We start from the raw sequence: 23,575 nt of genomic DNA on the forward strand, positions 1-23,575 counted from the left end.
TTTTGAAATCATGGGAAGAAGGGTCTGCTGCCGTCCCCGTGACTACCCCTGACCCAAATATTGTACTTTCGGGTACTAGGCCGCCGGTCAGACGCGGCCTACCTGTACGTTCGAGCGGGGAGGGGGATAAGATGAGGCCATGTCCCTGATCCACGAAACCGACTACGGCACGCCGCCGTCGCGGGCCGAAACGAGCGTCACGCTCAGCATCGATGGCTTCGCGGTCACGGTGCCCGAGGGCACGTCGGTGATGCGGGCCGCCATGGACGCCGGCATCAAGGTGCCCAAGCTCTGCGCCACCGATTCGCTCGACGCCTTCGGCTCATGCCGGTTGTGCCTGGTCGAGATCCAGGGCCGGCCCGGCACGCCGGCATCGTGCACCACGCCGGTGGCGGCCGGCATGGTGGTCTCGACCCAGACCGAGCGGCTGAAAAAACTGCGCCGCGGCGTGATGGAACTCTACATCTCCGATCACCCGCTGGACTGCCTGACCTGCGCCGCCAACGGCGATTGCGAACTGCAGGACATGGCTGGCGCCGTCGGCCTGCGCGAGGTGCGCTACGGTTACGATGGCGAGAACCATCTCGACGCGGTGAAGGACGAGTCGAACCCGTATTTCACCTTCGATCCGTCGAAATGCATCGTGTGCTCGCGCTGCGTGCGCGCCTGCGAGGAGGTACAGGGCACGTTCGCGCTGACCATCGACGGCCGCGGCTTCGAGTCCAAGGTCTCGGCCGGCATGGACCAGCCGTTCCTCGACTCCGAATGCGTGTCGTGCGGTGCCTGCGTGCAGGCCTGCCCGACCGCCACCCTGATGGAGAAGTCGGTCATCGATATCGGGCAGCCCGAGCATTCGGTGGTCACCACCTGCGCATATTGCGGCGTCGGCTGCAGCTTCAAGGCCGAGATGCGCGGCACCGAGGTGGTGCGCATGGTGCCCTACAAGGACGGCCAGGCCAATCGCGGCCACTCGTGTGTGAAGGGCCGCTTCGCCTGGGGCTACACCACGCACCGCGATCGCATCCTCAAGCCGATGATCCGCGAGAAGATCTCCGATCCCTGGCGCGAGGTGTCGTGGGAGGAGGCGATCGGCCGCGTGGCGTCGGAGTTCCGCCGCATCCAGGCGCAGTATGGCCGCGGCGCCATCGGCGGGATCACGTCCTCGCGCTGCACCAATGAGGAGACGTTCCTGGTGCAGAAGCTGGTGCGCGCCGGCTTCGGCAACAACAACGTCGACACCTGCGCCCGCGTCTGCCACTCGCCGACCGGCTATGGCCTGAAGACCACATTCGGCACCTCGGCCGGCACGCAGGATTTCGACTCGGTGGCGCACAGCGACGTCATCGTCGTGATCGGCGCCAATCCGACCGACGGCCATCCCGTCTTCGCCTCGCGCATGAAGAAGCGCCTGCGCGAGGGCGCCAGGCTGATCGTGATCGACCCGCGCCGCATCGACCTGGTGCGCATGCCGCATGTCGAGGCGGCCTATCACCTGCCGCTGCGGCCCGGCACCAACGTCGCGGTGCTGACGGCGCTCGCCCATGTGATCGTCACCGAAGGCTTGATCAACGAGGCCTTCGTGCGCGAGCGCTGCGAGCCGGAGGACTTCTCGGCGTGGGCTGCCTTCGTGGCCGAGCCGCGCAATAGCCCGGAGGCCATCGAGGCGGTCTCGGGCGTGCCGGCTGATCTGATCCGGCAGGCGGCACGGCTCTACGCCACCGGCGGCAACGCGGCCATCTACTATGGCCTGGGCGTCACCGAGCACAGCCAGGGCACCACGGCGGTGATGGCGATCGCCAACCTCGCGATGGCGACCGGCAATATCGGTCGCCCCGGCGTCGGCGTGAACCCGCTGCGCGGCCAGAACAACGTCCAGGGTTCGTGCGACATGGGCTCGTTCCCGCACGAGTTCTCCGGCTACCGCCACGTCTCGGACGATGCGGTGCGGCAGATGTTCGAGCAGCTGTGGGGCGTCTCGCTGGACCACGAGCCCGGCCTGCGCATTCCCAACATGCTGGACGCCGCCGTCGACGGTACCTTCAAGGGCGTCTATATCCAGGGCGAGGACATCGTGCAGTCCGACCCCGACACGCGGCATGTGGTCGACGGCCTCAAGGCGATGGAATGCGTGGTCGTGCAGGACCTGTTCCTCAATGAGACCGCGACCTTCGCGCATGTCTTCCTGCCGGGTTCCAGCTTCCTGGAGAAGGACGGGACGTTCACCAACGCCGAGCGCCGGATCAACCGGGTCCGCAAGGTGATGCCGCCGCGCAACGGCCTTGCCGACTGGGAAATCACGATCGCCATCGCGCAGGCGATGGGCATCGACATGCGGTACGATCATCCGTCGCAGATCATGGACGAGATCGCACGCACGACACCGACGTTCACCGGTGTGTCCTACGACAAGCTCGACGCACTGGGCTCGGTCCAGTGGCCGTGCAACGAGACGGCGCCTGAAGGCACGCCCGTGATGCACATGAATGGCTTCGTGCGCGGGCGCGGCAGGTTCATCGTCACCGAGTACGTGCCGACCGACGAACGCACCGGCCCCCGCTTCCCGCTGCTGCTGACCTCGGGCCGCATCCTCAGCCAGTACAATGTCGGCGCTCAGACGCGGCGCACCGCCAATGTGATCTGGCATGACGAGGATGTGCTGGAGATCCACCCGCACGATGCCGAACAGCGCGGCGTGCGCGACGGCGACTGGGTGCGGCTGGCTAGCCGCGTCGGCGAGACCACTCTCAAGGCCAAGGTCACCGACCGCGTGGCGCCTGGCGTGGTCTATACGACCTTCCATCATCCGCTGTCGCAGACCAACGTGGTCACCACGCAGTACTCCGACTGGGCCACGGACTGTCCCGAGTACAAGGTGACCGCGGTGCAGGTGAGCCCCTCCAACGGCCCCTCGCAATGGCAGATCGAGTACCGCGAGATGTCGGAACAGAACACCCGCATTGCTCTGCCCGTCGATGCCGCGGAGTAGCAGCCTTCATTTCCCCTCCCGCCGCGCGGGAGAGGAAGGGGCCCGTTGCGCGCAGCGCAAGGGGAAGGTGAGGGCCCAAGGACCAGGTGCCGTGTGTGCAGCCCCTCACCCGTCGGGCGCGGCACGCCCGCCGACCTCTCCCGCTTGCGGGAGAGGTGAAGAACCATGACTCTCCCATCTGCCGTGCGTCCTGTTGCGCGCGCCCAGTGGCGTGGCGGTCGTGCGTCGGCGGGCGAGCGCGTCATTCCCGAGGAAACGGCGATTGCCTTTACCTACAATCGCACGGCGCACGCCGTGATGATGGCGACGCCGTCGGATCTCGAGGACTTCGCCATCGGTTTCAGCCTCAACGAAGGCGTCATCACCAGCCCCGGCGAGATCAGCGAGCTCGAGGTCATCACGCTCGACAACGGCATCGAGCTGCGCATGACCCTGGCCGACCGGCAGGCCGATGCCTTCCTCGATCGGCGGCGCTACCTCGCCGGTCCCACCGGTTGCGGCCTGTGCGGCATCGAGAGCCTGGATGAAGCCGTACGTACGCCGCGCAGCGTGATGAGCGATCTGCGCGTGAGCGAAACCGGGATCATGGCAGCGGTCGCGGCGCTGCCGGCGGCACAGGTGCTCAACCGGCAGACCGGCGCCGTGCACGCCGCGGGTTTCTGGACCGCGCGCGACGGCCTGGTGGCGGTGCGCGAGGATGTCGGCCGCCACAATGCGCTCGACAAGCTCGCCGGTGCGCTGGCGCGTGTTGCGATACCGGCCACGCAGGGCCTCGTGCTGCTGACCAGCCGCGTGTCGGTCGAGATGGTGCAGAAGGCGGCCGCCATGGGTGCGCCCGTCATCGTGGCGGTGTCGGCGCCGACGGCGCTGGCAGCCCGTGTCGCCGAAGCGGCCGGCATCACCTTGGTGGCGGTGGCGCGCGCCGACGGCTTCGAGGTCTTCACCCACCCCGCGCGCATCACGACGGAGGCCACCGCCAGTGTCGCCTGACAAGCTCGTGTACATGGCCAACCAGATCGGCAAGTTCTTCGCCCATCAGGGCGAGGCCAAGGCGGTGCCCGCGATCGCCGATCATCTCGCGAAGTTCTGGGATCCGCGCATGCGCGCTGCCATCCAGGCCCATGTCGCGTCAGGCGGCGACACCGGCCTCGATCCAATGGTGTTGCGCGCGGTGGAGAGCTTGAAGCCATGACCCTCCCCCACGCAGTGGGGGAGGTGGCCGAAGGCCGGAGGGGGAGATCTCGTGGTCTCGGTTACATAAACCACGTCGGCTCCCCTCCGCCCCTTCGGGGCATCTCCCCACTGCGTGGGGAGGGATCAACCGACAATCACCTTCTCCTCGACGATGAACGTCTTGATGCGGCCGATGAACAGCGCGCCATCGGCGTGCAGGCGCTTGGCCTCGGGCGACGCCAGTGCGTGCTGCATGGCCTCCATGTCGTCGTACCAGAGCTCCGCGATGCCATCGACGGCGACATCGGTGGCCGGGATGTCGGGCCGCACCCGCTCACCCTGGATGTGCGACTGCACGTAGCGGCGCAGGCCGGGCACGGCGTGCGCCAGCGGCGCGTGGATCTCGACCCAGTGCTTCACGAACGCCTCGTGCGTCCAGCCGTCCTTGCGGGTCAGCAGCGAAATGCTCTTGATCACAGCGTCCTCACTCCCGTTGCCTTTTCCCCCTCCGGGGGAAGGACAGAGATCGCCATGGTATCGCCATGGCGGGCTCCCTACATTAGCAGCCGTCGCGCGACCGGAGGGCCGGCATGGACACGCTCTCGACGCTGGCCCTGAGCCTGGGTACGGGCTGGGCGAGCGGCCTCAATCCCTATGCCGCTGTGCTGGTGCTGGGGATCGCCGGCCTGTCGGGCGCCGTGCAGCTGCCGGCCGACCTGCAGGTGCTGCAGTCGCCCTGGGTGCTGGGCGCCGCCGGTGTGCTCTATGCCATCAACTTCTTCGCCGACAAGGTCCCGGCAATCGATTCGGTCAACGACTTCATCCATACCTTCCTGCGCATACCGGCGGGCGCCGTGCTGGCGGCCGGCGCCGCCGGCAACCTCGACCCCGCGGTCATGGTCATCGCCGGCCTGGTCGGCGGCACCCTGGCGGCGGGTGCGCACACCACCAAGACCGGCGTGCGGGTGATGGCCAACGCCTCGCCCGAACCATTCAGCAACATCGGGCTGTCGTTCCTCGATGACGTGCTGGCCGTCGGTATCGTGTGGGTGGCGATCAAATATGCGCTGGTGTTCTTCGTGGTGCTGGCCATCGGCCTCGTCATCATGGCCTGGCTGCTGCCCAAGATGATCCGCCTGCTGGTGGGCCTGTTCCGCCGCTTCACCGGCCGGCGGGCGGCGACGTGAGCCGATACGCTCGACAACCGGGGCCTTCGGCGCTACAGGGGCCACCATGACAACCGAGCCCCAGCGACAGCCCGCGGTCTGGCTGTTCGATCTCGACAACACGCTCTACCATTCGCGCTGCGATCTTTTCGCGCAGACCGACCGGCGCATGGGTGACTACATCTCGCGCCTGCTCGAGGTGCACTACGACGAAGCCAAGCTCATCCAGAAGGGCTATTGGCGCAAGTACGGCACCTCGCTGCGCGGCCTGATGATGGAACACAAGGTCGAACCGACCGCGTTCCTCGATTATGTGCACGATATCGACTATTCGCCGGTCGAGGTGAGTCCGCGGCTGGACACGGTGCTGGGCCGCCTGCCGGGCCGCAAGATCGTCTTCACCAACGGCACGGTGCGGCACGCGACAAGCGTGCTGGAGCGGCTGGGCGTGACGCATCATTTCGAGGATATTTACGACATCGTGGCGGCGAACTATGTGCCCAAGCCGGAGATGTCGGTGTATCGCGACGTGGTCGGGCGCTACGGGCTGGAGCCGACTCGGGCCGTCATGCTCGACGACATGACGGTGAACCTCAAGCCCGCGCATGAACTCGGCATGCGCACGGTATGGATTCGCACGCCCGAGAGCATGCGGCGGGTGGAGGGCCAGACGCTGGACCACATCCACCACCAGACCGACGATCTGCTCGAGTGGTTACACGAGTGGCTGGACGGTCCGGTAACGCCGTCATCCCGAGCGTAGCGCGGGATTCAGGGCAAGTGACAGCGACCCAAGTCGGAGGCGGTTCATGAAGGTCCTGATTCTCGGCGCCGGGGCGCTGGGCGGCTATTTCGGCGGACGCCTGCACCAGGCCGGCACCGATGTCACCTTCCTGGTGCGTGCGGCGCGGGCCGAGAAACTGCGGGCCGACGGCCTACGCATCAAAAGTCCCAAGGGCGATGCGGCGCTGACCGTGAAGGCGGTGGGCGATGGCGCGCAGGGCGGGCCTTACGATCTCGTGCTGCTGTCGTGCAAGGCCTACGACCTCGACTCGGCGATGGACGCCATTGCACCGGCGGTCGGTGGCGATACCGTGGTCGTGCCGGTGCTCAACGGCATGCAACATCTCGATGCGCTCGATGCGCGTTTCGGCCGCGACCATGTCGTGGGCGGCGTGGCGCGCATCGGCGCGACGCTGGCGCCCGACGGCACGGTGGTGCACACCAGCCCGTTCGCGGCGGTCAGCCTGGGCGAACGCGACAAGGGCCGCGCACCGCGCCCGGTGGTGGCTGCCTTCGCCGAGGCGCTGACGCGCGCCGGTATCGACGGCGGCCTGCACACCGACATCGTGCAGGACATGTGGGACAAGTGGGTGATGCTGGGCACCCTGGCATCGATGACATGCGTGATGCGTGGACCGGTCGGCGACATCCTGGCCGCCAACGACGGTGAAGCGATCGTGCGCGAGACCATCGAGGAGTGCCGCCGGATCGCGGCTGCGGCCGGTTATGAGCCGTCCGCCGGCGGCATCAAGACGGTCGAGAGTATCCTGCTGGCACGCGGCTCGATGTTCGCCGCATCGATGCTCTACGATCTGGAACGCGGCGGCCAGGTCGAAGCCGATCATATCATCGGCGGCCTGCTGGCAGGCGCCCGTACCGCTGGCATCGCTGCCCCCAATCTGCGCTTCGCCTACGCCCATCTGCAGGCCTACGAGCGCCGCCGCGCCCGTGAAAACATGAGCGATGCTTAGCTTCCCCTAGCGAAGCTGGAGAAGGTGGCCATTTCGGCACTTCGACGCTTTGCGGCGAAGTGCCTGAGCCAGAAGGGGACCCGACGAGATCTTCATGACCGAGATCACGTCGGATCCCCTCCGCCCCTGCGGGGCACCTTCCCACTGCGTGGGGAGGAAATTCACGGCAGGTGCTTGCTGAAGAACTCCAGCGTACGGCCATAGGCGATCTTGGCGGCGCTGGCGTCGTAGCTGCCGCGCTCGTCGCAATGGAAGCCGTGGTCGGCCGGGTAGTCGTAGATCGTCACGTCCTTGTGCAGTTCGCGCAGTTCGTTGACGTGCGTCATCGGGATGTGCGCGTCCTTGTCACCGAAATGCAGCATGGTCGGGCATTTCGGATTCTCGGCCTTGGCGCCATGGATGCCGCCGCCGTAGTAGCCGACCGCGACGTCGACTGGCAGCCGGCAGGCGCTGAGCCAGGTGATGGTGCCGCCCCAGCAGAAGCCGGTGATGCCGACCTTCTTGGCGCCGCGTGCCTTGAGCGCGTCGATGGCGGACTGCACGTCGCTGAGCGGTCGGTCGACGCCCAGGCCCATCACGTGGTTGCGGCCTTCGGCGATGGTCTCGGCGGTGTAGCCCAGTTCGATGCCGGGTTTGATGCGATCGAAGAACTGCGGTGCCAGTGCGACATAACCGTCGGCGGCGAGGCGGTCGGTGACGGCCTTGATGTGGTGGTTGACGCCGAAGATCTCCATCACCACGATCACATGGCCCTTGGGCGTGCCTGATGGCGTGGCGAGGTAGCCGCCGATCTCGACACCGTCCTTGGCCTTCAGGCGAATGGTCTCAGCCATACGTTCCTCCTCGAAAAGGGACGCCGACAATAGGACAAGAATCTTGTCCCGCAACGCGCGAATCCATTTGAGCCGGGCAGGGCTGGCTCGCAAAAGGGCGCCATGTACATACCTTCGCATTTCGACTTGAAGGATATCGAGGCGGCGCGGAACCTGATGCGCGCGCGGTCGTTCGCGACCCTGGTGACCACAGGCGAGGACGGTGCGCCGTTCGTCACCCACCTGCCGCTGCTGTTCGAGGACGACGGCTCGCCGCACGGCAAACTGATCGGCCACGTGGCGCGGCCCAACCCGCACTGGACCTTGTTCGGGCGCGGTGTGCCGACGTTGGCCGTCTTCCACGGACCGCACGCCTATATCTCGCCCAACTGGTACGCCAGTCCCAATCTCGTGCCGACGTGGAACTACACCACCGTGCACGCTTACGGCACGCCGCACCTCATCACCGACAATGCCGTGGCGCTGACGGTGGTCGAGCGACTGTCGGCATATTTCGAAGCCTCGTTGCCGCAGCCCTGGAGCACGGCGCGGCTGCCGGCGGGCAATGCGCTGGCGCAGATGAAAGGCATCGTCGCCTTCGACATGCCGATCGATCGGCTGCAGGCAAAATCAAAAGTCGGCCAGAACCGTCAGGCCACCGATCGACAGTCCGCCGCCACCGCGCTCGACGCGCAGGGCGGCGAGGACAATGTCGCGATCGCCGCGCTCATGCGCGATTGGACGCCCGGATGACGTCACCCAGCAGGCGGTAGCTTTCTTCCTGGGCGGAACTGGCGCGCCAGGCGAGACCGACGGTGCGGCTGGCGTCGGGGCCGGCGAGCGGCCGGGTCTCGATGCGGGTGCCGCGCAGCGCGCCGGCACGCGCCGCCATTGCCGGCAGCAAGGTGACGCCCAGGCCGGAGTCGACCATGTGGATCAAGGTCGACAGGCTGGTGGCTTCGACAGCGCGGCCGGTTGTGTTACGGCCCAGCCCGCACGCCGACAGCGCATGCTCGCGCAGGCAGTGGCCGTCAGCCAGCAGCAGCAGCGTTTCGCCTTTCAGTGCCGATGGGGCGATGGTCGCCTGCTGTAGCAGCGCATGGCCCGCGGGGGCTGCGACCAGGAACGGATCATCGAACAGCGCCAGCGTCGTGAGCCGCGGCAGGTCGTAGGGCAGGGCCAGCACCGCCACGTCGAGCGCGCCGGCCGACAGCCGTTCGACCAGCCGCGCTGTCTGGTCCTCGACCAGAAACGGCTGCAGCGCCGGGTAGCGCGCGCGCAGGGCCGGCACGAGGTCGGGCAGCAGATAAGGCGCGATGGTGGGGATGACGCCGATCTGCAGCGGCCCGCTCAGCGGTGCCGCCGCGCCGCGCGCCAGATCGACCAGGTCCTCGGCTTCGGCCAGCAGGCGGCGGGCGCGCACCACGATCTCGCCGCCGATCGGCGTCGGCGTGGCCGACCGCCGGTCACGCTCGATCAGGGGCATTCCCAGCGACATTTCGAGCTCCTTTAGCCCGGCGCTCAACGTCGACTGGGTGACGGCACAGCGTTCCGCCGCGCGGCCGAAATGGCCGGTGTCGGCCACCGCGACGAGGTAGCGCAGCTGGCGCAGGCTGGGCAGTCCTTTCATCGAAAATTCCGATCATGTCATCCAATTCAATTCATTGGATGATATATTGGATTGCGATTAATTATCAAGTGTCCCCGGTGGACACCGCCGGTGGACACACCTCACATCGAAGGAGACTGAATCATGCTGACTGTTGGCGACAAGCTTCCCGCTTTCGACCTCAAGGCCGTCGTTTCGACCGATCCGAAGACGGCTTTCACCGACGTCACCGACCGCAGCAACAGCGGCAAATGGCGCGTGATCTTCTTCTGGCCGAAGGACTTCACGTTCGTCTGTCCGACCGAGATCGCGGCCTTCGGCAAGCTCAACAGCGACTTCGCCGACCGTGACGCGGTCCTCTACGGCGTCAGCACCGACAGCGAGTTCGTGCACCTGGCATGGCGGCAGAACCATGCCGACCTGAAGGCACTGCCGTTCCCGATGCTGGCCGACATCAAGCGCGAACTGTCATCGGCGTTCGGCATCCTGGACAAGCAGGAAGGTGTGGCGCTGCGTGCGACGTTCGTGGTCGATCCCGAGGGCGTGATCCGCTTCGTGTCGGTCAACGACCTCAGCGTCGGGCGTAACCCGGCGGAGGTGTTGCGTGTGCTCGACGCATTGCAGACCGACGAACTCTGCCCGTGCAACTGGCAGAAGGGCGACGCGGTGCTGAAGCCCGCCGCCTGATGCCCCGGACGCCGGCTCCGATCTCCTTCGCGGGCCGGCGTCCACCTCTTGCTCGATTTCTCGGAGTGCTCCCATGTCCCTAGAAGCTCTGAAGACCGCGCTGCCGGACTACGCGCGCGACCTGAAGCTGAACCTGTCGAGCCTGGCGGCCGAATCGTCGCTGTCGGTTCAGCAGCGCGCCGGCACCTTCGTGGCCGCTGCCTTGGCAAGCCGGCACGACGCGACGCTGCGCGCCATCGTCGCCGAGTTCGCGCCGCAACTGTCGGCCGAGGCGTTGAATGCGGCCAAGACCGCTGCCGCGATCATGGCGATGAACAACGTCTACTACCGCTTCGTGCATCTTGTCGGCGGCGACTACAAGACGTTGCCCGCCAAGCTGCGCATGAATGCCATGGCCAAGCCCGGTGTCGACAAGGCCGACTTCGAATTGTGGTCGCTGGCAGTCTCGGCGGTGAACGGCTGCGGCATGTGCCTGGAAGCGCACGAGCATGAACTGCGCAAGGCGGGCCTGGGCGCCGAGCAGATCCAGGCTGCAGTCCGCATTGCCGCGACCGTGCATGCGGTGGCCGCGACGCTGGAGGGCGAGCAGGCCTTGACCGCCGACACCTCGACGCTGTCAGCCGCGGCGTAAACACATCGACAGTAGCAAGCCAACAGAGGAGCCAGCCATGTCGTCGCCGAGCCAGACCAAGCTGACCACCGCCGCCGGGGCGCCGGTGGCCGACAACCAGAACTCCCTCTCGGCGGGTCCGCGCGGCCCGCTGCTGCTGGAGGATTTCTGGCTGATCGAGAAGCTGGCGCACTTCGATCGCGAGCGCATTCCCGAGCGCGTGGTGCACGCCAAGGGGTCGGGCGCCTACGGCACGCTCACGATCACCCATGACATAACGCGCTACAGCAAGGCGCGGATCTTTGAAAGCGTGGGCAAGAAGACCGACCTGTTCCTGCGCTTCTCGACGGTGGCGGGCGAGCGCGGCGCGGCCGATGCCGAACGCGACGTGCGTGGGTTTGCCATCAAGTTCTATACCGACGACGGCAACTGGGATCTGGTCGGCAACAACACGCCGGTGTTCTTCGTGCGCGATCCGCTGAAGTTCCCGGACTTCATTCACACCCAGAAGCGCGATCCGCGCACCAACCTGCGTAATCCCACGGCAGCCTGGGACTTCTGGTCACGCCATCCCGAGAGCCTGCATCAGGTCACCATCCTGATGAGCGACCGCGGTCTGCCGCGCAACTATCGCCAGATCGACGGCTTCGGCAGCCATACCTTCAGCTTCATCAACGCCGCCAACGAACGCTTCTGGGTGAAGTTCCACTTCAAGACCATGCAAGGTCACGCGCACTACACGGACACCGAGGCGACAGGCGTTGTCGGCGGCGATCGTGAGAGTGCCCAGCGCGACCTGTTCGACAGCATTGAGCGTGGCGACTTCCCGCGGTGGCGGATGTGCGTTCAGGTCATGCCGGAGAAGGACGCGGCCACCTATCGCTATAATCCGTTCGACCTCACCAAGGTGTGGCCGCATGCCGATTATCCGCTGATCGACGTCGGCGTCATGGAACTCAACCGCAACCCGCAGAACTACTTCGCCGAGGTCGAACAGGCCGCCTTCACGCCGGCCAACATCGTGCCCGGCATCGGCTTCTCGCCGGACAAGATGCTGCAAGGTCGCCTGTTTTCGTATGGCGACACGCACCGCTATCGGCTCGGGATCAACCATCACCAGATTCCTGTCAACGCGCCGCGCTGCCCGTTCCACAGCTTCCATCGCGACGGCGCCGGCCGCGTCGACGGCAATCTCGGCGCCACCGAGAATTACGAGCCCAACCGTTTCGGCTCGTTCGCACAGACCGCCGCGGCAGCCGAACCGCCGCTGGCCCTCGACGGCGCCGCGGCGCGCTACGATCATCGGGTCGACGACGACTACTACAGCCAGCCCGGTGCCTTGTTCCGTCTGTTCGATGCCGCCCAGCGGCAACGGCTGTTCGACAACATCGCGCGGTCGATCGGCTCGGTGCCGGCCGACATCCAGGATCGCCAGATCGAGCACTTCCGCCGTGCCGCCCCGGCCTACGCCGAGGGCGTGATCGCCGCTCTGCGCCGCAAGTAGCCTGATTGACGTGTTGCAAGAGCCGGCCGCTGTCAGCGATGACAGCGGCCGCTTCGTGTTGGTTGACTGACCTGTGCAAACGTGGTTGTCCACTTGTTGCGATTAACGGCAAGTTCAACAAGACCGTTCGGGTGACGTGGAGGCAACGGATGCAGCGCAGGCAGTTTGTGCAGCTTGGTATGGGCGCCGCGACAACGCTTTTGCCGGTACCGGCACTGGCACAAGCCAAGGACTTTCCCAGCAAGCCGATCACCTTGATCATGCCGTGGCCGGCCGGCAGCGGCGTCGACCTGTGGCATCGCGCCATGGCCGAGGCGGCCGGCAAGCTGCTGGGGCAGCCGGTCATCGTCGACAACAAGACCGGCGGCTCGGGCACCAGCGGGCCGGCGGCCATGGCGGCCAGCGCGCGGCCGGACGGCTATACCATCGCGCAGATGCCGGTGACCTTGTTCCGCCTGCCGCACATGCAGAAGGCGCCGTACGATCCGCTGAAGGACTTCAGCTACATCCTCCACACGTCGGGCTACACCTTCGGTGTCGTGGTGCGGGCGGATTCGGAGTTCAAGGAATTCAAGCACGTCATCGCGTTCGCCAAGGCCAATCCCGGCAAGTTCACCTATGCGACGCCGGGTGCCGGCTCCTCGCTGCACATTGGCATGGAGCAGATCGCGCTGCAGGCCGGCGTGAAGTTCACCCATGTGCCGTTCAAGGGCGGTCCCGAGGGATGGGCGGCGCTGGAAGGCGGCCACGTGATGGCGGACGCCGATGCCACGGGATGGGCGCCCATGGTGGATGCCGGCAAGTTCCGCCTGTTGTGCATCTGGACGGAGAAGCGCAGCCCGCGCTGGCCCGACGCTCCGACGTTGCGCGAACTGGGCTTCAACATGGTGCTCGATTCGCCGTTCGGATTGGCGGGCCCCAAAGGGATGGACGCGGGCGTCGTCAAGAAGCTGCATGATGCATTCAAGGCTGCGCTCGATGACCCCAAGGTCCAGGAGCTGATGGCCAAGTACGACTATCCCAAGCGCTACATGAACACCGAGGACTACATCAAGTTCGTGCATCAGCAGTTTGCCGAGCAGAAGGAGATCGTCGACAAGCTCGGCCTTGCCAAGAAGTCGGGCTGATACGCCGCAAGAGCGTACCGCCGGGGTGACCAAAGGGGATCGTGAGGAGAGTCGATCAATGCGTCGTAGACACGTCATCAAGGCCACTGCCAGCGTGGCGGCGGCCGGTTTGGGCATGCCGCTCTATCTGCCTGGTGCTCGCGCGCAGGCCTTCCCCAGCAAGCCGATCAACTTCATCGTGCCATGGCCGGCCGGCGGCTCCAGCGACATCACGCTGCGCGCCTATGGCGAGGCGGCCTCGAAGGTGCTGGGCCAGCCGCTGGTGATCGACAACAAGGCCGGCGCGAGCGGTACGTTGGGCGCGGCAACGCTGGCAACGACGGCCAGACCGGATGGCTATACGATCGCGCAGTTGCCGATCAGTGTCTTCCGCCTGCCCGTGATGCAGAAGGTGGTGTGGGATCCGCTGAAGGACTTCACCTACATCTCGCACCTCAGCGGCTATACCTTCGGCGTCACCACCAAGGCCGACAGCCCGTTCAAGACCTTCAAGGACGTCATCGATTTCGCCAAGGCGAACCCCGGCAAGGTGACATATGCCACGCCGGGCGCCGGCACGTCGTTGCACCTGGGCATGGAGCAGATCGCGGCCAAGGCCGGCGTGAAGTTCACGCAGGTGCCCTTCAAGGGCGGCGCCGAGACCAATGCCGCGGTGCTGGGCGGCCACACCATGCTGCAAGCCGATTCGACCGGCTGGAAGGGCCTGGTCGATTCCGGCCAGCTGCGCCTACTTTGCGTGTGGACCGCCAAACGCGCCAAGAGCTGGCCCGATGTGCCGACCCTGAAAGAGGTGGGCTTCGACCTGGCGTTCGAATCACCTTACGGCGTCGGCGGTCCGAAGGGCATGGATCCGGCCATCGTCAAGAAAATCGACGAGGCTTTCAAAATCGCGGCCCAGGACAAGGGCGTGATCGAGACGCACGACAAGTTCGATATGCCGGTCACGTACATGGATCCCGCGGCATACGACAAGGCGGCGCGCCAGCTCTACGCCGATGAAAAAGCCGCGCTGGAGCAGCTGGGCCTGGCGAAGAAGACCTGAGGTGATCGCATGATCCGCAGTGCCGAGCTCTGGGGCGGCCTGGTCTGGCTGGCCGGCGGGCTCTTCGTCGTGTGGTCAGGATACGATCTGGAACTCGGCACGCTCAGCGAACCCGGCACCGGCTTCATGATCTTCTGGCTCGGCCTGCTGCTCAGTGCGTTCGCCGCCGTCATCGTGGGCAAGGCCGTGCTGGCGGGTGGCCCGACGCTGGCCTCCCTGTGGGCCGGCACCCGCTGGCGCAAGATCATGATCGTGATTGTCGCCTTGGCCCTCTATGCCGTGCTGTTCGAGCGCCTGGGGTTCCTGGTCTGCACGCTGCCGCTGCTGATCCTGCTGATGCGCGCCATCGATCCGGTCGACTGGAAGATCGCCATCCCGGTGGCGCTGATCGGCTCGTTCGGCATCTGGGCCGTGATGGAAAAATGGCTGAAGATCCAGCTCCCGGCGGGAACGCTCTGGGATCAGCTGGGCCTGGTCTGAGGAGCGCCACGGATGGATATCCTTGCCGGCCTGGGCCACGGCTTCTTCGTCGCGCTGCAACCCGTCAACCTGCTCTACTGCTTCATCGGTGTCTTCATCGGCACGCTGGTCGGCGTGCTGCCCGGCATCGGGCCGGTCTCCGCCATGTCGCTGCTGCTGCCGGTCACGCTGTCCGGCACGCCGGAGTCCGGCATCATCATGATGGCGGGGATCTACTACGGCTCGATGTACGGCGGCTCCACGACCTCGATCCTGGTCAACATCCCGGGCGAGGCGGCCTCGATCGTCACCGCGATCGATGGTCATCAGATGGCCAGGCAAGGCCGCGCCGGCCCGGCGCTGGGCATCGCGGCGCTGGGGTCGTTCGTCGCCGGCACGTTCGCCCTGGTGGCGCTGATGCTGGTGGCACCCACCCTGGCGCGCGTCGCCGTCAAGTTCGGGCCGCCGGAGTATTTCAGCCTTATGGTGCTGGGTCTGACGGTGCTGACGTTCCTGACCCAGGGCTCGATGCTGAAGTCGCTGATGATGGCCTGCGTCGGGGTCATCATCGGCCTGATCGGGCTGGACTCGATCAACGCCATGCCGCGCCTGACCTTCGACCGGCTGGAGCTGGTCGACGGCATCGGTCTGGTGCCCATCGTGATGGGCCTGTTCGGCATCGCCGAGATCCTGACGAACCTCGAGCACGCGATGCGCCGCGACCTGGTCGAACAGCGGATCAAAGGCATCTGGCCGTCGTGGTCCGACTGGCTGGCCAGCCAGAAGGCGATCTATCGCGGCACCGTGCTCGGCTTCTTCCTCGGTATCCTGCCGGGCGGCGGCGCCGTGATCGGATCGTTCGCCAGCTACGCCATCGAGAAGAAGCTGTCCAAGACGCCCGAACGCTTCGGCAAGGGTGCCATCGAAGGCGTCGCCGGCCCCGAGGCCGCCAACAACGCCGCCGCCGGTGGTGCGTTCATCCCGCTGATGACCTTGGGCATTCCGCCCAACGTGGTGATGGCGTTGCTGCTGGGCGCCTTCGTGGTGCACGGGCTGCAGCCCGGCCCGCTGATGATGACGCAGAATCCCAACGTCTTCTGGGGCATCGTCGCCAGCATGTATATCGGCAACGTGATGCTGCTGGTGCTCAACATGCCGCTGATCGGCGTCTGGGTGCAGCTGCTGAAGGCGCCCTACAACGTGCTGTTCCCGCTGATCGTCATGTTCTGCATCGTGGGCGTCTACGCCTCGAGCAACGCCGTGTTCGATGTCGGCGTGATGGTGCTGTTCGGCATCGTGGGCTACCTGATGCGCAAGTTCGGCTACGAGGCCGCCCCGCTGGTGCTGGCCTTCGTGCTGGGTCCGATGCTGGAGAACAACCTGCGCAAATCGCTGATCCTGTCGCAGGGATCGTTCGAGATCTTCGTGACCCGGCCGATCTCGGTGGTCTGCCTGGTCATCGCCGCTGCCGTGCTGATTGCGCCGCTCGTGCCGGTGCTGCGGCGCAAGCGGGACGCGATCCCGCTGGAGGAGGCGAACTGACTACACGTTGAAGCGGAAGTGGAAGATGTCGCCGTCCTGGGTGACGTAGTCCTTGCCTTCCAGCCGCATCTTGCCGGCGTCCTTGGCACCCTGCTCGCCGTTGCAGGCGACGAACTCGTCGTAGCCGATGGTCTCGGCCCGGATGAAGCCCTTCTCGAAATCGGTGTGGATGGCGCCGGCGGCCTGCGGCGCCTTGCTGCCGCGTTTCACGGTCCAGGCGTGTGCCTCCTTGGGGCCGACCGTGAAGAACGTCACCAGATCGAGCAGGCCGTAGCCGGCCGCGATCACGCGGTTGAGGCCGGTGTCGTGCAGGCCCAGCGACTCGAGATAGTCGCCCTGGTCCGCGGCCGGAAGCTGTGCCACCTCGGCCTCGATGGCGGCCGAGATGATGACATAGGGTGCGCCGACCGACGTGGCGTAGTCGGCGGCCTTGGCGCTGATGGCGTTGCCGCTAGCGGCCGAGCCCTCGTCGACGTTCAGCACGAACATCTGCGGTTTGGCGGTCAGCAGCTGCATGCGGCGAACGATCGGCAGTTCTTCGGCCGAAAGCTCGACCGTGCGCGCGGACTTGCCGTCGCGCAGCGCCGCCACGATGCGCTCCATGATCGGCACTTCGGCGGCGGCTTCCTTGTCGCCGCCCTTGGCCTTCTTCTGCAGGTTGGGCAGGCGCTTCTCGAGACTGTCGAGGTCGGCCAGCATCAGTTCGGTCTCGATGATCTCCGCATCGCGCACCGGATCGACGTTGCCCGCGACGTGGGTGACGTCGCCGTCCTCGAAGCAGCGCAGCACTTGGGCGATCGCATCGACTTCCCGGATATTGCCGAGAAACTGGTTGCCCAGGCCTTCGCCCCTGCTGGCGCCTTTGACCAGGCCGGCGATGTCGACGAATTCCAGCTGCGTGGGCACGAGCTTCGCGGACTCCGCGATCCTGGCCAGGACATCCAGGCGCGGGTCAGGCACCGCCACGCGACCGACGTTGGGTTCGATGGTGCAGAACGGATAGTTCGCCGCCTGGGCCGCCTGCGTGGCGGTCAGCGCATTGAAAAGCGTCGACTTGCCGACATTGGGCAGGCCGACGATGCCGCAATTGAAACCCATGGCTGGAAAAGATCCGGATCGGGAGGGTGGTGAGGCCGATATAGGACGCGACGGTTGCGGTCAACCCGTTCCGATACATGGTTTGCCCCTTACCGACGGTCACGTTTTGCGCGCACAATGCGCTACAGCTGGATGTCCCTGGATCACCAAAGGATTTTCGCATGCGTGTCGCCACCACCGTGCCGCAAGACGATCTGCGCCAGACCGCCGCAGCTGCCCGCCGGGCGGAAGCGGCCGGGTTCGACAGCCTGATCACCTTCGAAAACCGCAACGAGCCGTTCCTGGCCCATGCCGTGGCGGCCACGACGACCGATCGCATCGAATTGGGGACTGCGGTCGCGATCGCTTTCCCGCGCAGTCCGATGGTGGTGGCCAACGCCAGCTGGGATCTGCAGGTCGCCTCGCGTGGGCGCTTCGTGCTGGGTCTGGGGCCGCAGATCCGCCCCCACAACGAGAAGCGCTTCAGCGTACCGTGGACCGCACCGGCGCCGCGCATGCGCGACTATGTCGGCGCCCTGCGCGCGATCTGGACCGCCTGGGAGAAGGGCACCAAGCTCGACTACCACGGCACGCACTATACCTTCACCCTGATGACGCCCAACTTCGTGCCGCCGTCGCACCACCTGCGCATGGTGCCGATCACATTGGCGGCGGTGGGCGAGCACACCTTGCGCCTGGCCGGCGAAGTGGCCGACGGTGTGCGGTTGCATTCCTTCTGCACGCGCCGCTACCTCGAGGAAGTGGTGCTGCTGCGCCTGAACGAGGGGCTTGCCCGGAAGGATCGCAACCGCGCGCAGCTCGAGATCAGCGGCGGCGGCTTCGTTGCCACGGGCGCCGATTCGGCGGCGGTCGCCAAGGCGGTCGAATTCGTGCGGGCGCGCATTGCGTTCTATGGCTCGACACCGGCCTATTGGCCGGTCCTGGAATTGCACGGCCTGGGCGATCTCGGGCGCAAGCTCAACGCGATGTCAAAGCAGGGCCAGTGGGCCGAGATGACGGCGTCCATTGCCGATGACGTGGTCCAGCTGTTCGCCGCCGTCGGCACGCACCGCGAGATCGCCGGCGAGGTGGCCAAGCGCTTCGGCGGCCTGGTCGACACGATCTACGCCAGCGCCACCCCCACGATGCCGTCGGACCTGCCGTCGGATGTGCTGCAGGACATCCAGAGACTGTCGACGCCGTTCACCGGCTACGCGACGCCGTGGTGAAGCCACCACCGCGCCGTCGGTCGATCACGGCTGCTTTTTCTCGGGCTTCTCCGGTGGCGGACTGATCAGGTACGCCACGCGGCTCATGAACTTCTCGTCGTCGACCTTGGTGCCGCCGGCCATCAGCGGGGCCTCGGATGCCACCGCGTCCAGCACCTTGGGCAGCCAGCTCTCGCGTTCGGCCTTGCTGAAGTCCTGCAGCACGTAGCCGTGCACGAGGTCCTTGTGGCCGGGATGGCCGATGCCCATGCGCACGCGGCGGTAGTCGGGGCCCAGATGCGCATCGAGGTCGCGGATGCCGTTGTGCCCGCCGGCGCCGCCGCCGGTCTTCACCCGCACCTTGCCCGGCGCCAGATCGAGTTCGTCGTGGAAGACGATCACGTCGTTGAGGTCGAGCTTGTGGAACCGCACGGCCTCGCCGACCGACTGACCGGAATCGTTCATGTAGGTCATCGGCTTCAGCGCAAGCGCCCGCACGCCGCCGAGCGTGCCTTCGGCAACCTCGCCCTGGAAGCGCTTGCGCCACGTTGAAAAGCCATGGCGGCGGACGATGAGGTCCGCCGCCATGAATCCGATATTGTGGCGCTGCGCCGCGTGCCTGGGCCCGGGATTGCCGAGCCCGACGAGCAGAAGCATGACAGCGCCGGCGCCGCGTGGCGCCGCTTACTTCTTGGTCGGTGCAGCGGCGGCCTTGGCCGGTGCCGCTGCAGCAGCGCCCGCCGCCGGTGCGGCCGCACCCGACGCGGGAGCCGCGCCGGCAGCCGGTGCTGCGGCCGCTGCGGTTTCAGCCTCGCGGCCGACCGTCGGCGGTGCCACCGATGCGATGGTTGCATTCTTCTCGCGGCTGACCACACGCACGCCCTCGGGCAGGTTCAGCGCCGACAGATGGACCGAATGCCCGATCTCCAGGCCGGTCAGATCGACCTCGAAGAACTCGGGGATCTGGTCGGCCCGCGTGCGCACCGTGATGGCGTGGCGGATGACGTTCAGGATGCCGCCGCGCTTGATGCCGGGCGATGCGGCTTCATTGCGGAAGTGCACCGGCACGTCGACCGTGATGATCGAGCCGGCGCCCAGGCGCAGGAAGTCGAAATGCACGGGGCGATCGGTGACCGGGTCGAGCTGCACGTCGCGCGGCAGCACTTCAACCTTGGTGCCCTCGACGTCGATGGCCATGCGATGGGTCAGGAACCCCTCGCGGATCATGACGCGCAGCAACTGCTTGGGCTCCACCGAGATCGGCAGCGGGGGCTGTTTGTCACCATAAATCACGGCCGGGATCAGGCCGTCGCGACGCGCAGCCCGGGCGCCCCCTTTACCGGCCCGGTCCCGCTTCTTCGCGGCAATCGTTGTCAACTCGGACATTGTCCGTCTCTCCTTCGAGGCGCTGTCACGCCGTTCATTCGGACCGGGACTGTCCCGGTCCATCCATCGCGAGCCGGCCTCCAGGGGTGCCGCGCCCGCGCTGACGCTGGGACTGACGGCCGCCGGCGCAAGCCGGCGGCCACCAGGTTACTACGCACGATGCTCTACGCTGCACAAACCCTAGTCGAACAGGCTCGAGACCGAGCTCTCCTCGCTGATGCGCCGGATCGCTTCGGCCAGCAGGGGCGCGATGCTGATCTGGCGGATGTTCGGCGACACCCGCACCGCCTCGGTCGGCGGAATGCTATCGGTGGTCACCATCTCCTTGATCGGGGACGCAGCGACGCGCGCCACGGCACCACCCGACAACACACCGTGCGTCACGTAGGCCGACACCGATTTTGCCCCGGCATTCTTCAGTGCCACGGCGGCGTTGCACAGGGTGCCCGCCGAATCGACGATGTCGTCAACCAGAATGCACGTACGGTCGCGTACATCGCCGATGATGTTCATCACCTCGGAGACGCCCGCGCGTTCGCGGCGCTTGTCGATGATCGCGAGGTCGGCGTCAAGCCTCTTGGCCAGCGCCCGGGTACGCACCACGCCGCCAACGTCGGGCGACACCATCACCAGGCCCTCGCCATTGTAGCGCTTGGCCACATCGTCGGTGAAGGTCGGGCCGGCGAACAGGTTGTCGAGCGGGATGTCGAAGAAGCCCTGGATCTGGCCGGCATGCAGATCCATGGTCAGCACCCGGTTGGCGCCTGCCGTGGTGATCAGGTTGGCCACCAGCTTGGCCGAAATCGGCGTGCGCGGGCCGGATTTGCGATCCTGGCGGGCATAGCCGTAGTAGGGGATCACCGCCGTGATGCGCCGAGCCGAACTGCGGCGCAGCGCGTCGATGATGATCAACAGCTCCATCAGGTTGTCGTTGGTCGGGAACGATGTGGACTGGACGACGAACATGTCCTCGCCGCGCACGTTCTCCAGGATCTCGACGAACACCTCCATGTCGGAGAAACGCCGGATATTGGCCCGCACCAGCGGTAGCCCCAGCGCGGCCGATATCGCCTCGGCCAGGGGCCGATTACTGTTGCCGGTCAGAATCTTCATCTCGGCTTCCCCCGACGCGCGCCGCGTCGAATTCGCGTAAGGGCTTGGAATTCCACGATTTTTTGCCCCCGGCCGGAGGCGGCGCGCGGAACATACCGGCCTTTGCGTCAACTCGCAACCGGCTCGGGTGACCACTTTCAGCGACGGGTCATGTCGATATGGCAGGACAGGCCGGTATTGGTGCGCCCACGGCCTGCCAGGCGCCCGTCCGCGATTTGAATATCGAACGTCGCTTCGTAGGGTTTGCCGGCGCCATCGACGCCATCGCCCCGCAGCGTGGCGCGGCCATCTGCCGCAACGGTGCCCGTGAGCAGGAAGCGGCGCGGGGAATCGGATGCCTGGCCCTGGAACCAGATGTCGCCGTAGCGCACCGTCAGGTTCTCGACGGATTCGAAACGGCCCGGGGCGTCGCAGCCGAAAACCCCCTTCCAGTTGCCGTCAAATGCGCGCACCGGGGGTGATGGCGGTCGCGCCGCCGCAGGGTCGGGTTTGGCCGCGTCGGCCGGCGGATTGGACGAGGGGGCCGGAGTCGCAGGGCCACCCGGCGAGGGCAGCCAACGCGCCCAGCGGGGCTTGGGGAATTCCTCCTCGCCCTGGGCCGCCGTGCCCGGCTCGGATGCCGAGTCGACGGGTGCGGCCCAGACAAAGACCTCCAGCGTGATTCCGAACGCGGCCAGGGCGGCCAGCGCGGCATGCCGCATCAACCGTGCCGGCGGCAACCGGCGCCGGTGCGCCACGCCAGCGGGGTCCTGATAAGGGCTGAGCACACGGTAAACCGGCGCCCGACCGATGTTCTTGAGATCGAACTCGCCGTGTAGCTCCAGTGTGAAACCCTGGGTTCGCTGCAGTTGCTGCGCGACGACATCGGACACGCAGACTTCACCCGGAATGCCGGCGCTCTGCACCCGCGTCGCCGTGTTCACCACGTCGCCGCGCAGGTCGCTGCCGAGCGAGATCACGGCACCGGCGTGCACGCCGATGCGCAACGGCATCCTGTAGCTATCCGGTGCCTGCGCATCATAACCGCGGGCGTGGTACTGGATTTCCAGGGCGCATGCCGTTGCTTCGATCGCCGAACCGAAGGCGGCCAGGAAGCCGTCGCCCGTGGTATTGAAGATGACACCGCGATGGCGCGTCACGACCGGCGACAGATAGGACTCGCGCGCTTTCCAGGCGCGCACCGTGCCGCGATCGTCGTGGCGTGCCATGGACGAATAGCCGACGACATCCAGCGACAATATTGCCGCCGTGCGCATCATGGTTGAAGTGGCCGAAGGCGGCGGAGTCATGTCTGACAATCAAACGGCGGTTGTCCGTCAATTCGGCTGACGTCCGCTTGATATAGTAGGATTGCCGCCTGCGTTAAGAGGGTCTCGCGTCAATGGTCGTTCAGGCACAGCCGCACACGCCGCCGTCGGCCGGGTCGCAAGCCGACCGCAGTGCCTACGGCGGCTTCTGGCTGCGGTTCGCGGCCGCCGTGATCGATGTGGTCGCCACGTTCGTCCTGGTCGGCGTCGTTCTGCTGGGGGCCAAGCTCCTCAACATGGCCGTGGGGCGCGAGGTGTTGGGCGGCGACCGTTTCAGCAGCGTGCTGCTGATGAGCGTCGCATGGCTCTATGACGCCGGCCTCACGTCCTCCAACGCGCGGGCGACGCTGGGCAAGCTGGTTGTCGGGCTGCGCGTCGAGGATGCCGACACCCGGACGCGCGTCAATTTCCTGATCGCCTCGGGACGACACTTCGCCAAAGTGGTGTCGGTCACATTGCTGCTGCTGGGCTACGTCCCGATGTTATGGGATCCGCAGCGGCGGGCCCTGCACGATTTTGCCGCCGGCACCGCCGTCGTGAAGCGCCGCGGATAACGAATTTTCATCGCAACTGATACATCGCAGCATCAGTGTCACTGTTTGGACACTTCACGACGCGCGCGGCAGGTCGCGATACTGCGGCCATCGCTATGGCACTGCCTCATTGGGTGGAAGGAGCCACGATATGCGTCCGAAGTCAGACAAGTCAGATGCGTTGATCGAAGCCAGACGCCACTTTCTCGCCACGTGCGGCAAGTTCGCGGTGGCGACGCCACCCGCTGTTGCCTTGATGCTGTCGGCCGCCGAGCGGAACTATGCTGTCGCCGCGTCGGGCGGTGGTGGTGGTTCGCTCTCGCCGCCAGGCAACAACGGTTTCGGCAACGGTGGCGGTGACGGCGTGCCGGGCAACTCCGGCAACAACAATTCACCGAACGCCGGTGGTAAACGCGACGACACGACGCGCTGATCACCTTCTCGGATCTCGGATTGCAGCACGGGCCGGCTGACTGCCGG

25 protein-coding genes are annotated in these 23,575 nt (G+C 66.3%); 17 read left to right on the top strand and 8 right to left on the bottom strand.

All coding sequences use genetic code 11. From position 1 onward, the window contains the following. The first annotated feature begins 139 nt into the window (after positions 1–139). The 3 genes from fdhF (at position 140) to FQU96_RS28865 (ending at position 4,178) form a co-directional block, all read left to right on the top strand. Complete coding sequence (gene fdhF, locus FQU96_RS28855; protein WP_146544839.1) at positions 140–2,986, top strand: formate dehydrogenase subunit alpha; 2,847 nt, start codon at positions 140–142, stop codon at positions 2,984–2,986. 165 nt (positions 2,987–3,151) lie between these two features. After that, positions 3,152–3,976 (top strand): formate dehydrogenase accessory sulfurtransferase FdhD, encoded by an 825-nt coding sequence (fdhD, locus tag FQU96_RS28860; protein WP_146544840.1) that lies wholly within the window; start codon positions 3,152–3,154, stop codon positions 3,974–3,976. Then, the gene (locus FQU96_RS28865) at positions 3,966–4,178 is read left to right on the top strand and encodes a formate dehydrogenase subunit delta (protein WP_178130758.1); all 213 of its coding nucleotides are present in this window, start codon (positions 3,966–3,968) and stop codon (positions 4,176–4,178) included. The genes fdhD and FQU96_RS28865 overlap by 11 nt, the downstream gene beginning before the upstream one ends. Positions 4,179–4,303: 125 nt before the next feature. Here FQU96_RS28865 and FQU96_RS28870 read toward each other — a convergent pair whose 3' ends face one another. After that, a complete protein-coding gene (locus tag FQU96_RS28870) occupies positions 4,304–4,636 on the bottom strand; it encodes an EthD family reductase (RefSeq protein WP_146544841.1) in 333 nt (110 codons plus the stop codon). Positions 4,637–4,749: 113 nt separating this feature from the next. On the opposite strand from FQU96_RS28870, the gene FQU96_RS28875 reads away from it, so the two are divergent. The 3 genes from FQU96_RS28875 to panE are packed head-to-tail and all read left to right on the top strand — an operon-like array spanning position 4,750 to position 7,079. Beyond that, positions 4,750–5,346, top strand: coding sequence for a DUF4126 domain-containing protein (locus tag FQU96_RS28875; RefSeq protein ID WP_146544842.1), 597 nt, complete (start codon positions 4,750–4,752; stop codon positions 5,344–5,346). A 46-nt stretch (positions 5,347–5,392) separates the two neighbouring features. Next, positions 5,393–6,088 (top strand): pyrimidine 5'-nucleotidase, encoded by a 696-nt coding sequence (locus FQU96_RS28880; protein ID WP_146544843.1) that lies wholly within the window; start codon positions 5,393–5,395, stop codon positions 6,086–6,088. Positions 6,089–6,134: 46 nt separating this feature from the next. Further along, on the top strand, positions 6,135–7,079 hold the full coding sequence (gene panE / locus FQU96_RS28885) for a 2-dehydropantoate 2-reductase (RefSeq protein WP_146544844.1): 945 nt from the start codon (positions 6,135–6,137) through the stop codon (positions 7,077–7,079). A 161-nt stretch (positions 7,080–7,240) separates the two neighbouring features. On the opposite strand, the gene FQU96_RS28890 is transcribed toward panE, so the two are convergent. Next, complete coding sequence (locus FQU96_RS28890) at positions 7,241–7,912, bottom strand: dienelactone hydrolase family protein (RefSeq protein WP_146544845.1); 672 nt, start codon at positions 7,910–7,912, stop codon at positions 7,241–7,243. A gap of 102 nt (positions 7,913–8,014) precedes the next feature. On the opposite strand from FQU96_RS28890, the gene FQU96_RS28895 reads away from it, so the two are divergent. Continuing rightward, entirely contained in the window at positions 8,015–8,644 is a 630-nt protein-coding gene (locus FQU96_RS28895; RefSeq protein ID WP_146544846.1) for an FMN-binding negative transcriptional regulator, read from the top strand. Here the strand turns inward: FQU96_RS28895 and FQU96_RS28900 are convergent. Beyond that, entirely contained in the window at positions 8,619–9,521 is a 903-nt protein-coding gene (locus tag FQU96_RS28900) for a hydrogen peroxide-inducible genes activator (protein ID WP_146544847.1), read from the bottom strand. The two genes, FQU96_RS28895 and FQU96_RS28900, sit on opposite strands and share 26 nt — an antisense overlap. A gap of 123 nt (positions 9,522–9,644) precedes the next feature. Here FQU96_RS28900 and FQU96_RS28905 point away from each other — a divergent pair, with 123 nt between their 5' ends. The 7 genes from FQU96_RS28905 (at position 9,645) to FQU96_RS28935 (ending at position 16,471) form a co-directional block, all read left to right on the top strand. Next, entirely contained in the window at positions 9,645–10,187 is a 543-nt protein-coding gene (locus tag FQU96_RS28905; protein WP_146544848.1) for a peroxiredoxin, read from the top strand. A 73-nt stretch (positions 10,188–10,260) separates the two neighbouring features. Further along, on the top strand, positions 10,261–10,818 hold the full coding sequence (locus FQU96_RS28910) for a carboxymuconolactone decarboxylase family protein (RefSeq protein ID WP_146544849.1): 558 nt from the start codon (positions 10,261–10,263) through the stop codon (positions 10,816–10,818). Between the two features lie 37 nt (positions 10,819–10,855). Beyond that, a complete protein-coding gene (locus tag FQU96_RS28915) occupies positions 10,856–12,301 on the top strand; it encodes a catalase (RefSeq protein ID WP_146544850.1) in 1,446 nt (481 codons plus the stop codon). Between the two features lie 179 nt (positions 12,302–12,480). Further along, on the top strand, positions 12,481–13,428 hold the full coding sequence (locus tag FQU96_RS28920; protein WP_255468613.1) for a tripartite tricarboxylate transporter substrate binding protein: 948 nt from the start codon (positions 12,481–12,483) through the stop codon (positions 13,426–13,428). 115 nt (positions 13,429–13,543) lie between these two features. Next, entirely contained in the window at positions 13,544–14,470 is a 927-nt protein-coding gene (locus tag FQU96_RS28925; RefSeq protein ID WP_146544915.1) for a tripartite tricarboxylate transporter substrate binding protein, read from the top strand. A gap of 9 nt (positions 14,471–14,479) precedes the next feature. Then, complete coding sequence (locus tag FQU96_RS28930) at positions 14,480–14,950, top strand: tripartite tricarboxylate transporter TctB family protein (protein ID WP_146544852.1); 471 nt, start codon at positions 14,480–14,482, stop codon at positions 14,948–14,950. 12 nt (positions 14,951–14,962) lie between these two features. Then, positions 14,963–16,471 (top strand): tripartite tricarboxylate transporter permease, encoded by a 1,509-nt coding sequence (locus tag FQU96_RS28935; RefSeq protein WP_146544853.1) that lies wholly within the window; start codon positions 14,963–14,965, stop codon positions 16,469–16,471. On the opposite strand, the gene ychF is transcribed toward FQU96_RS28935, so the two are convergent. Continuing rightward, positions 16,472–17,569: a redox-regulated ATPase YchF gene (ychF, locus tag FQU96_RS28940; protein ID WP_146544854.1), complete on the bottom strand. Its 1,098-nt coding sequence runs from the start codon at positions 17,567–17,569 to the stop codon at positions 16,472–16,474. A gap of 161 nt (positions 17,570–17,730) precedes the next feature. On the opposite strand from ychF, the gene FQU96_RS28945 reads away from it, so the two are divergent. After that, positions 17,731–18,777, top strand: a complete 1,047-nt coding sequence (locus FQU96_RS28945) for a TIGR03617 family F420-dependent LLM class oxidoreductase (protein WP_178130759.1) — start codon at positions 17,731–17,733, stop codon at positions 18,775–18,777. 24 nt (positions 18,778–18,801) lie between these two features. On the opposite strand, the gene pth is transcribed toward FQU96_RS28945, so the two are convergent. The 4 genes from pth to FQU96_RS28965 form a co-directional block, all read right to left on the bottom strand. Beyond that, positions 18,802–19,413, bottom strand: a complete 612-nt coding sequence (gene pth, locus FQU96_RS28950; RefSeq protein WP_146544856.1) for an aminoacyl-tRNA hydrolase — start codon at positions 19,411–19,413, stop codon at positions 18,802–18,804. Between the two features lie 27 nt (positions 19,414–19,440). Continuing rightward, a complete protein-coding gene (locus FQU96_RS28955; RefSeq protein WP_146544857.1) occupies positions 19,441–20,142 on the bottom strand; it encodes a 50S ribosomal protein L25/general stress protein Ctc in 702 nt (233 codons plus the stop codon). Positions 20,143–20,322: 180 nt separating this feature from the next. Next, positions 20,323–21,255, bottom strand: a complete 933-nt coding sequence (locus FQU96_RS28960; protein WP_146544858.1) for a ribose-phosphate pyrophosphokinase — start codon at positions 21,253–21,255, stop codon at positions 20,323–20,325. A gap of 137 nt (positions 21,256–21,392) precedes the next feature. After that, positions 21,393–22,544 carry an adenylate/guanylate cyclase domain-containing protein gene (locus tag FQU96_RS28965; RefSeq protein ID WP_146544859.1) on the bottom strand — a complete coding sequence of 384 codons (1,152 nt, stop codon included), beginning with the start codon at positions 22,542–22,544 and terminating at the stop codon, positions 21,393–21,395. A 92-nt stretch (positions 22,545–22,636) separates the two neighbouring features. On the opposite strand from FQU96_RS28965, the gene FQU96_RS28970 reads away from it, so the two are divergent. After that, positions 22,637–23,116, top strand: a complete 480-nt coding sequence (locus FQU96_RS28970) for an RDD family protein (protein WP_146544860.1) — start codon at positions 22,637–22,639, stop codon at positions 23,114–23,116. A gap of 130 nt (positions 23,117–23,246) precedes the next feature. Next, positions 23,247–23,528: a hypothetical protein gene (locus FQU96_RS28975; RefSeq protein ID WP_178130760.1), complete on the top strand. Its 282-nt coding sequence runs from the start codon at positions 23,247–23,249 to the stop codon at positions 23,526–23,528. The last annotated feature ends 47 nt before the right edge of the window (positions 23,529–23,575 follow it).

Origin of the sequence: Reyranella sp. CPCC 100927 (assembly GCF_007859315.1) — a bacterium.
Lineage (GTDB): Bacteria > Pseudomonadota > Alphaproteobacteria > Reyranellales > Reyranellaceae > Vineibacter.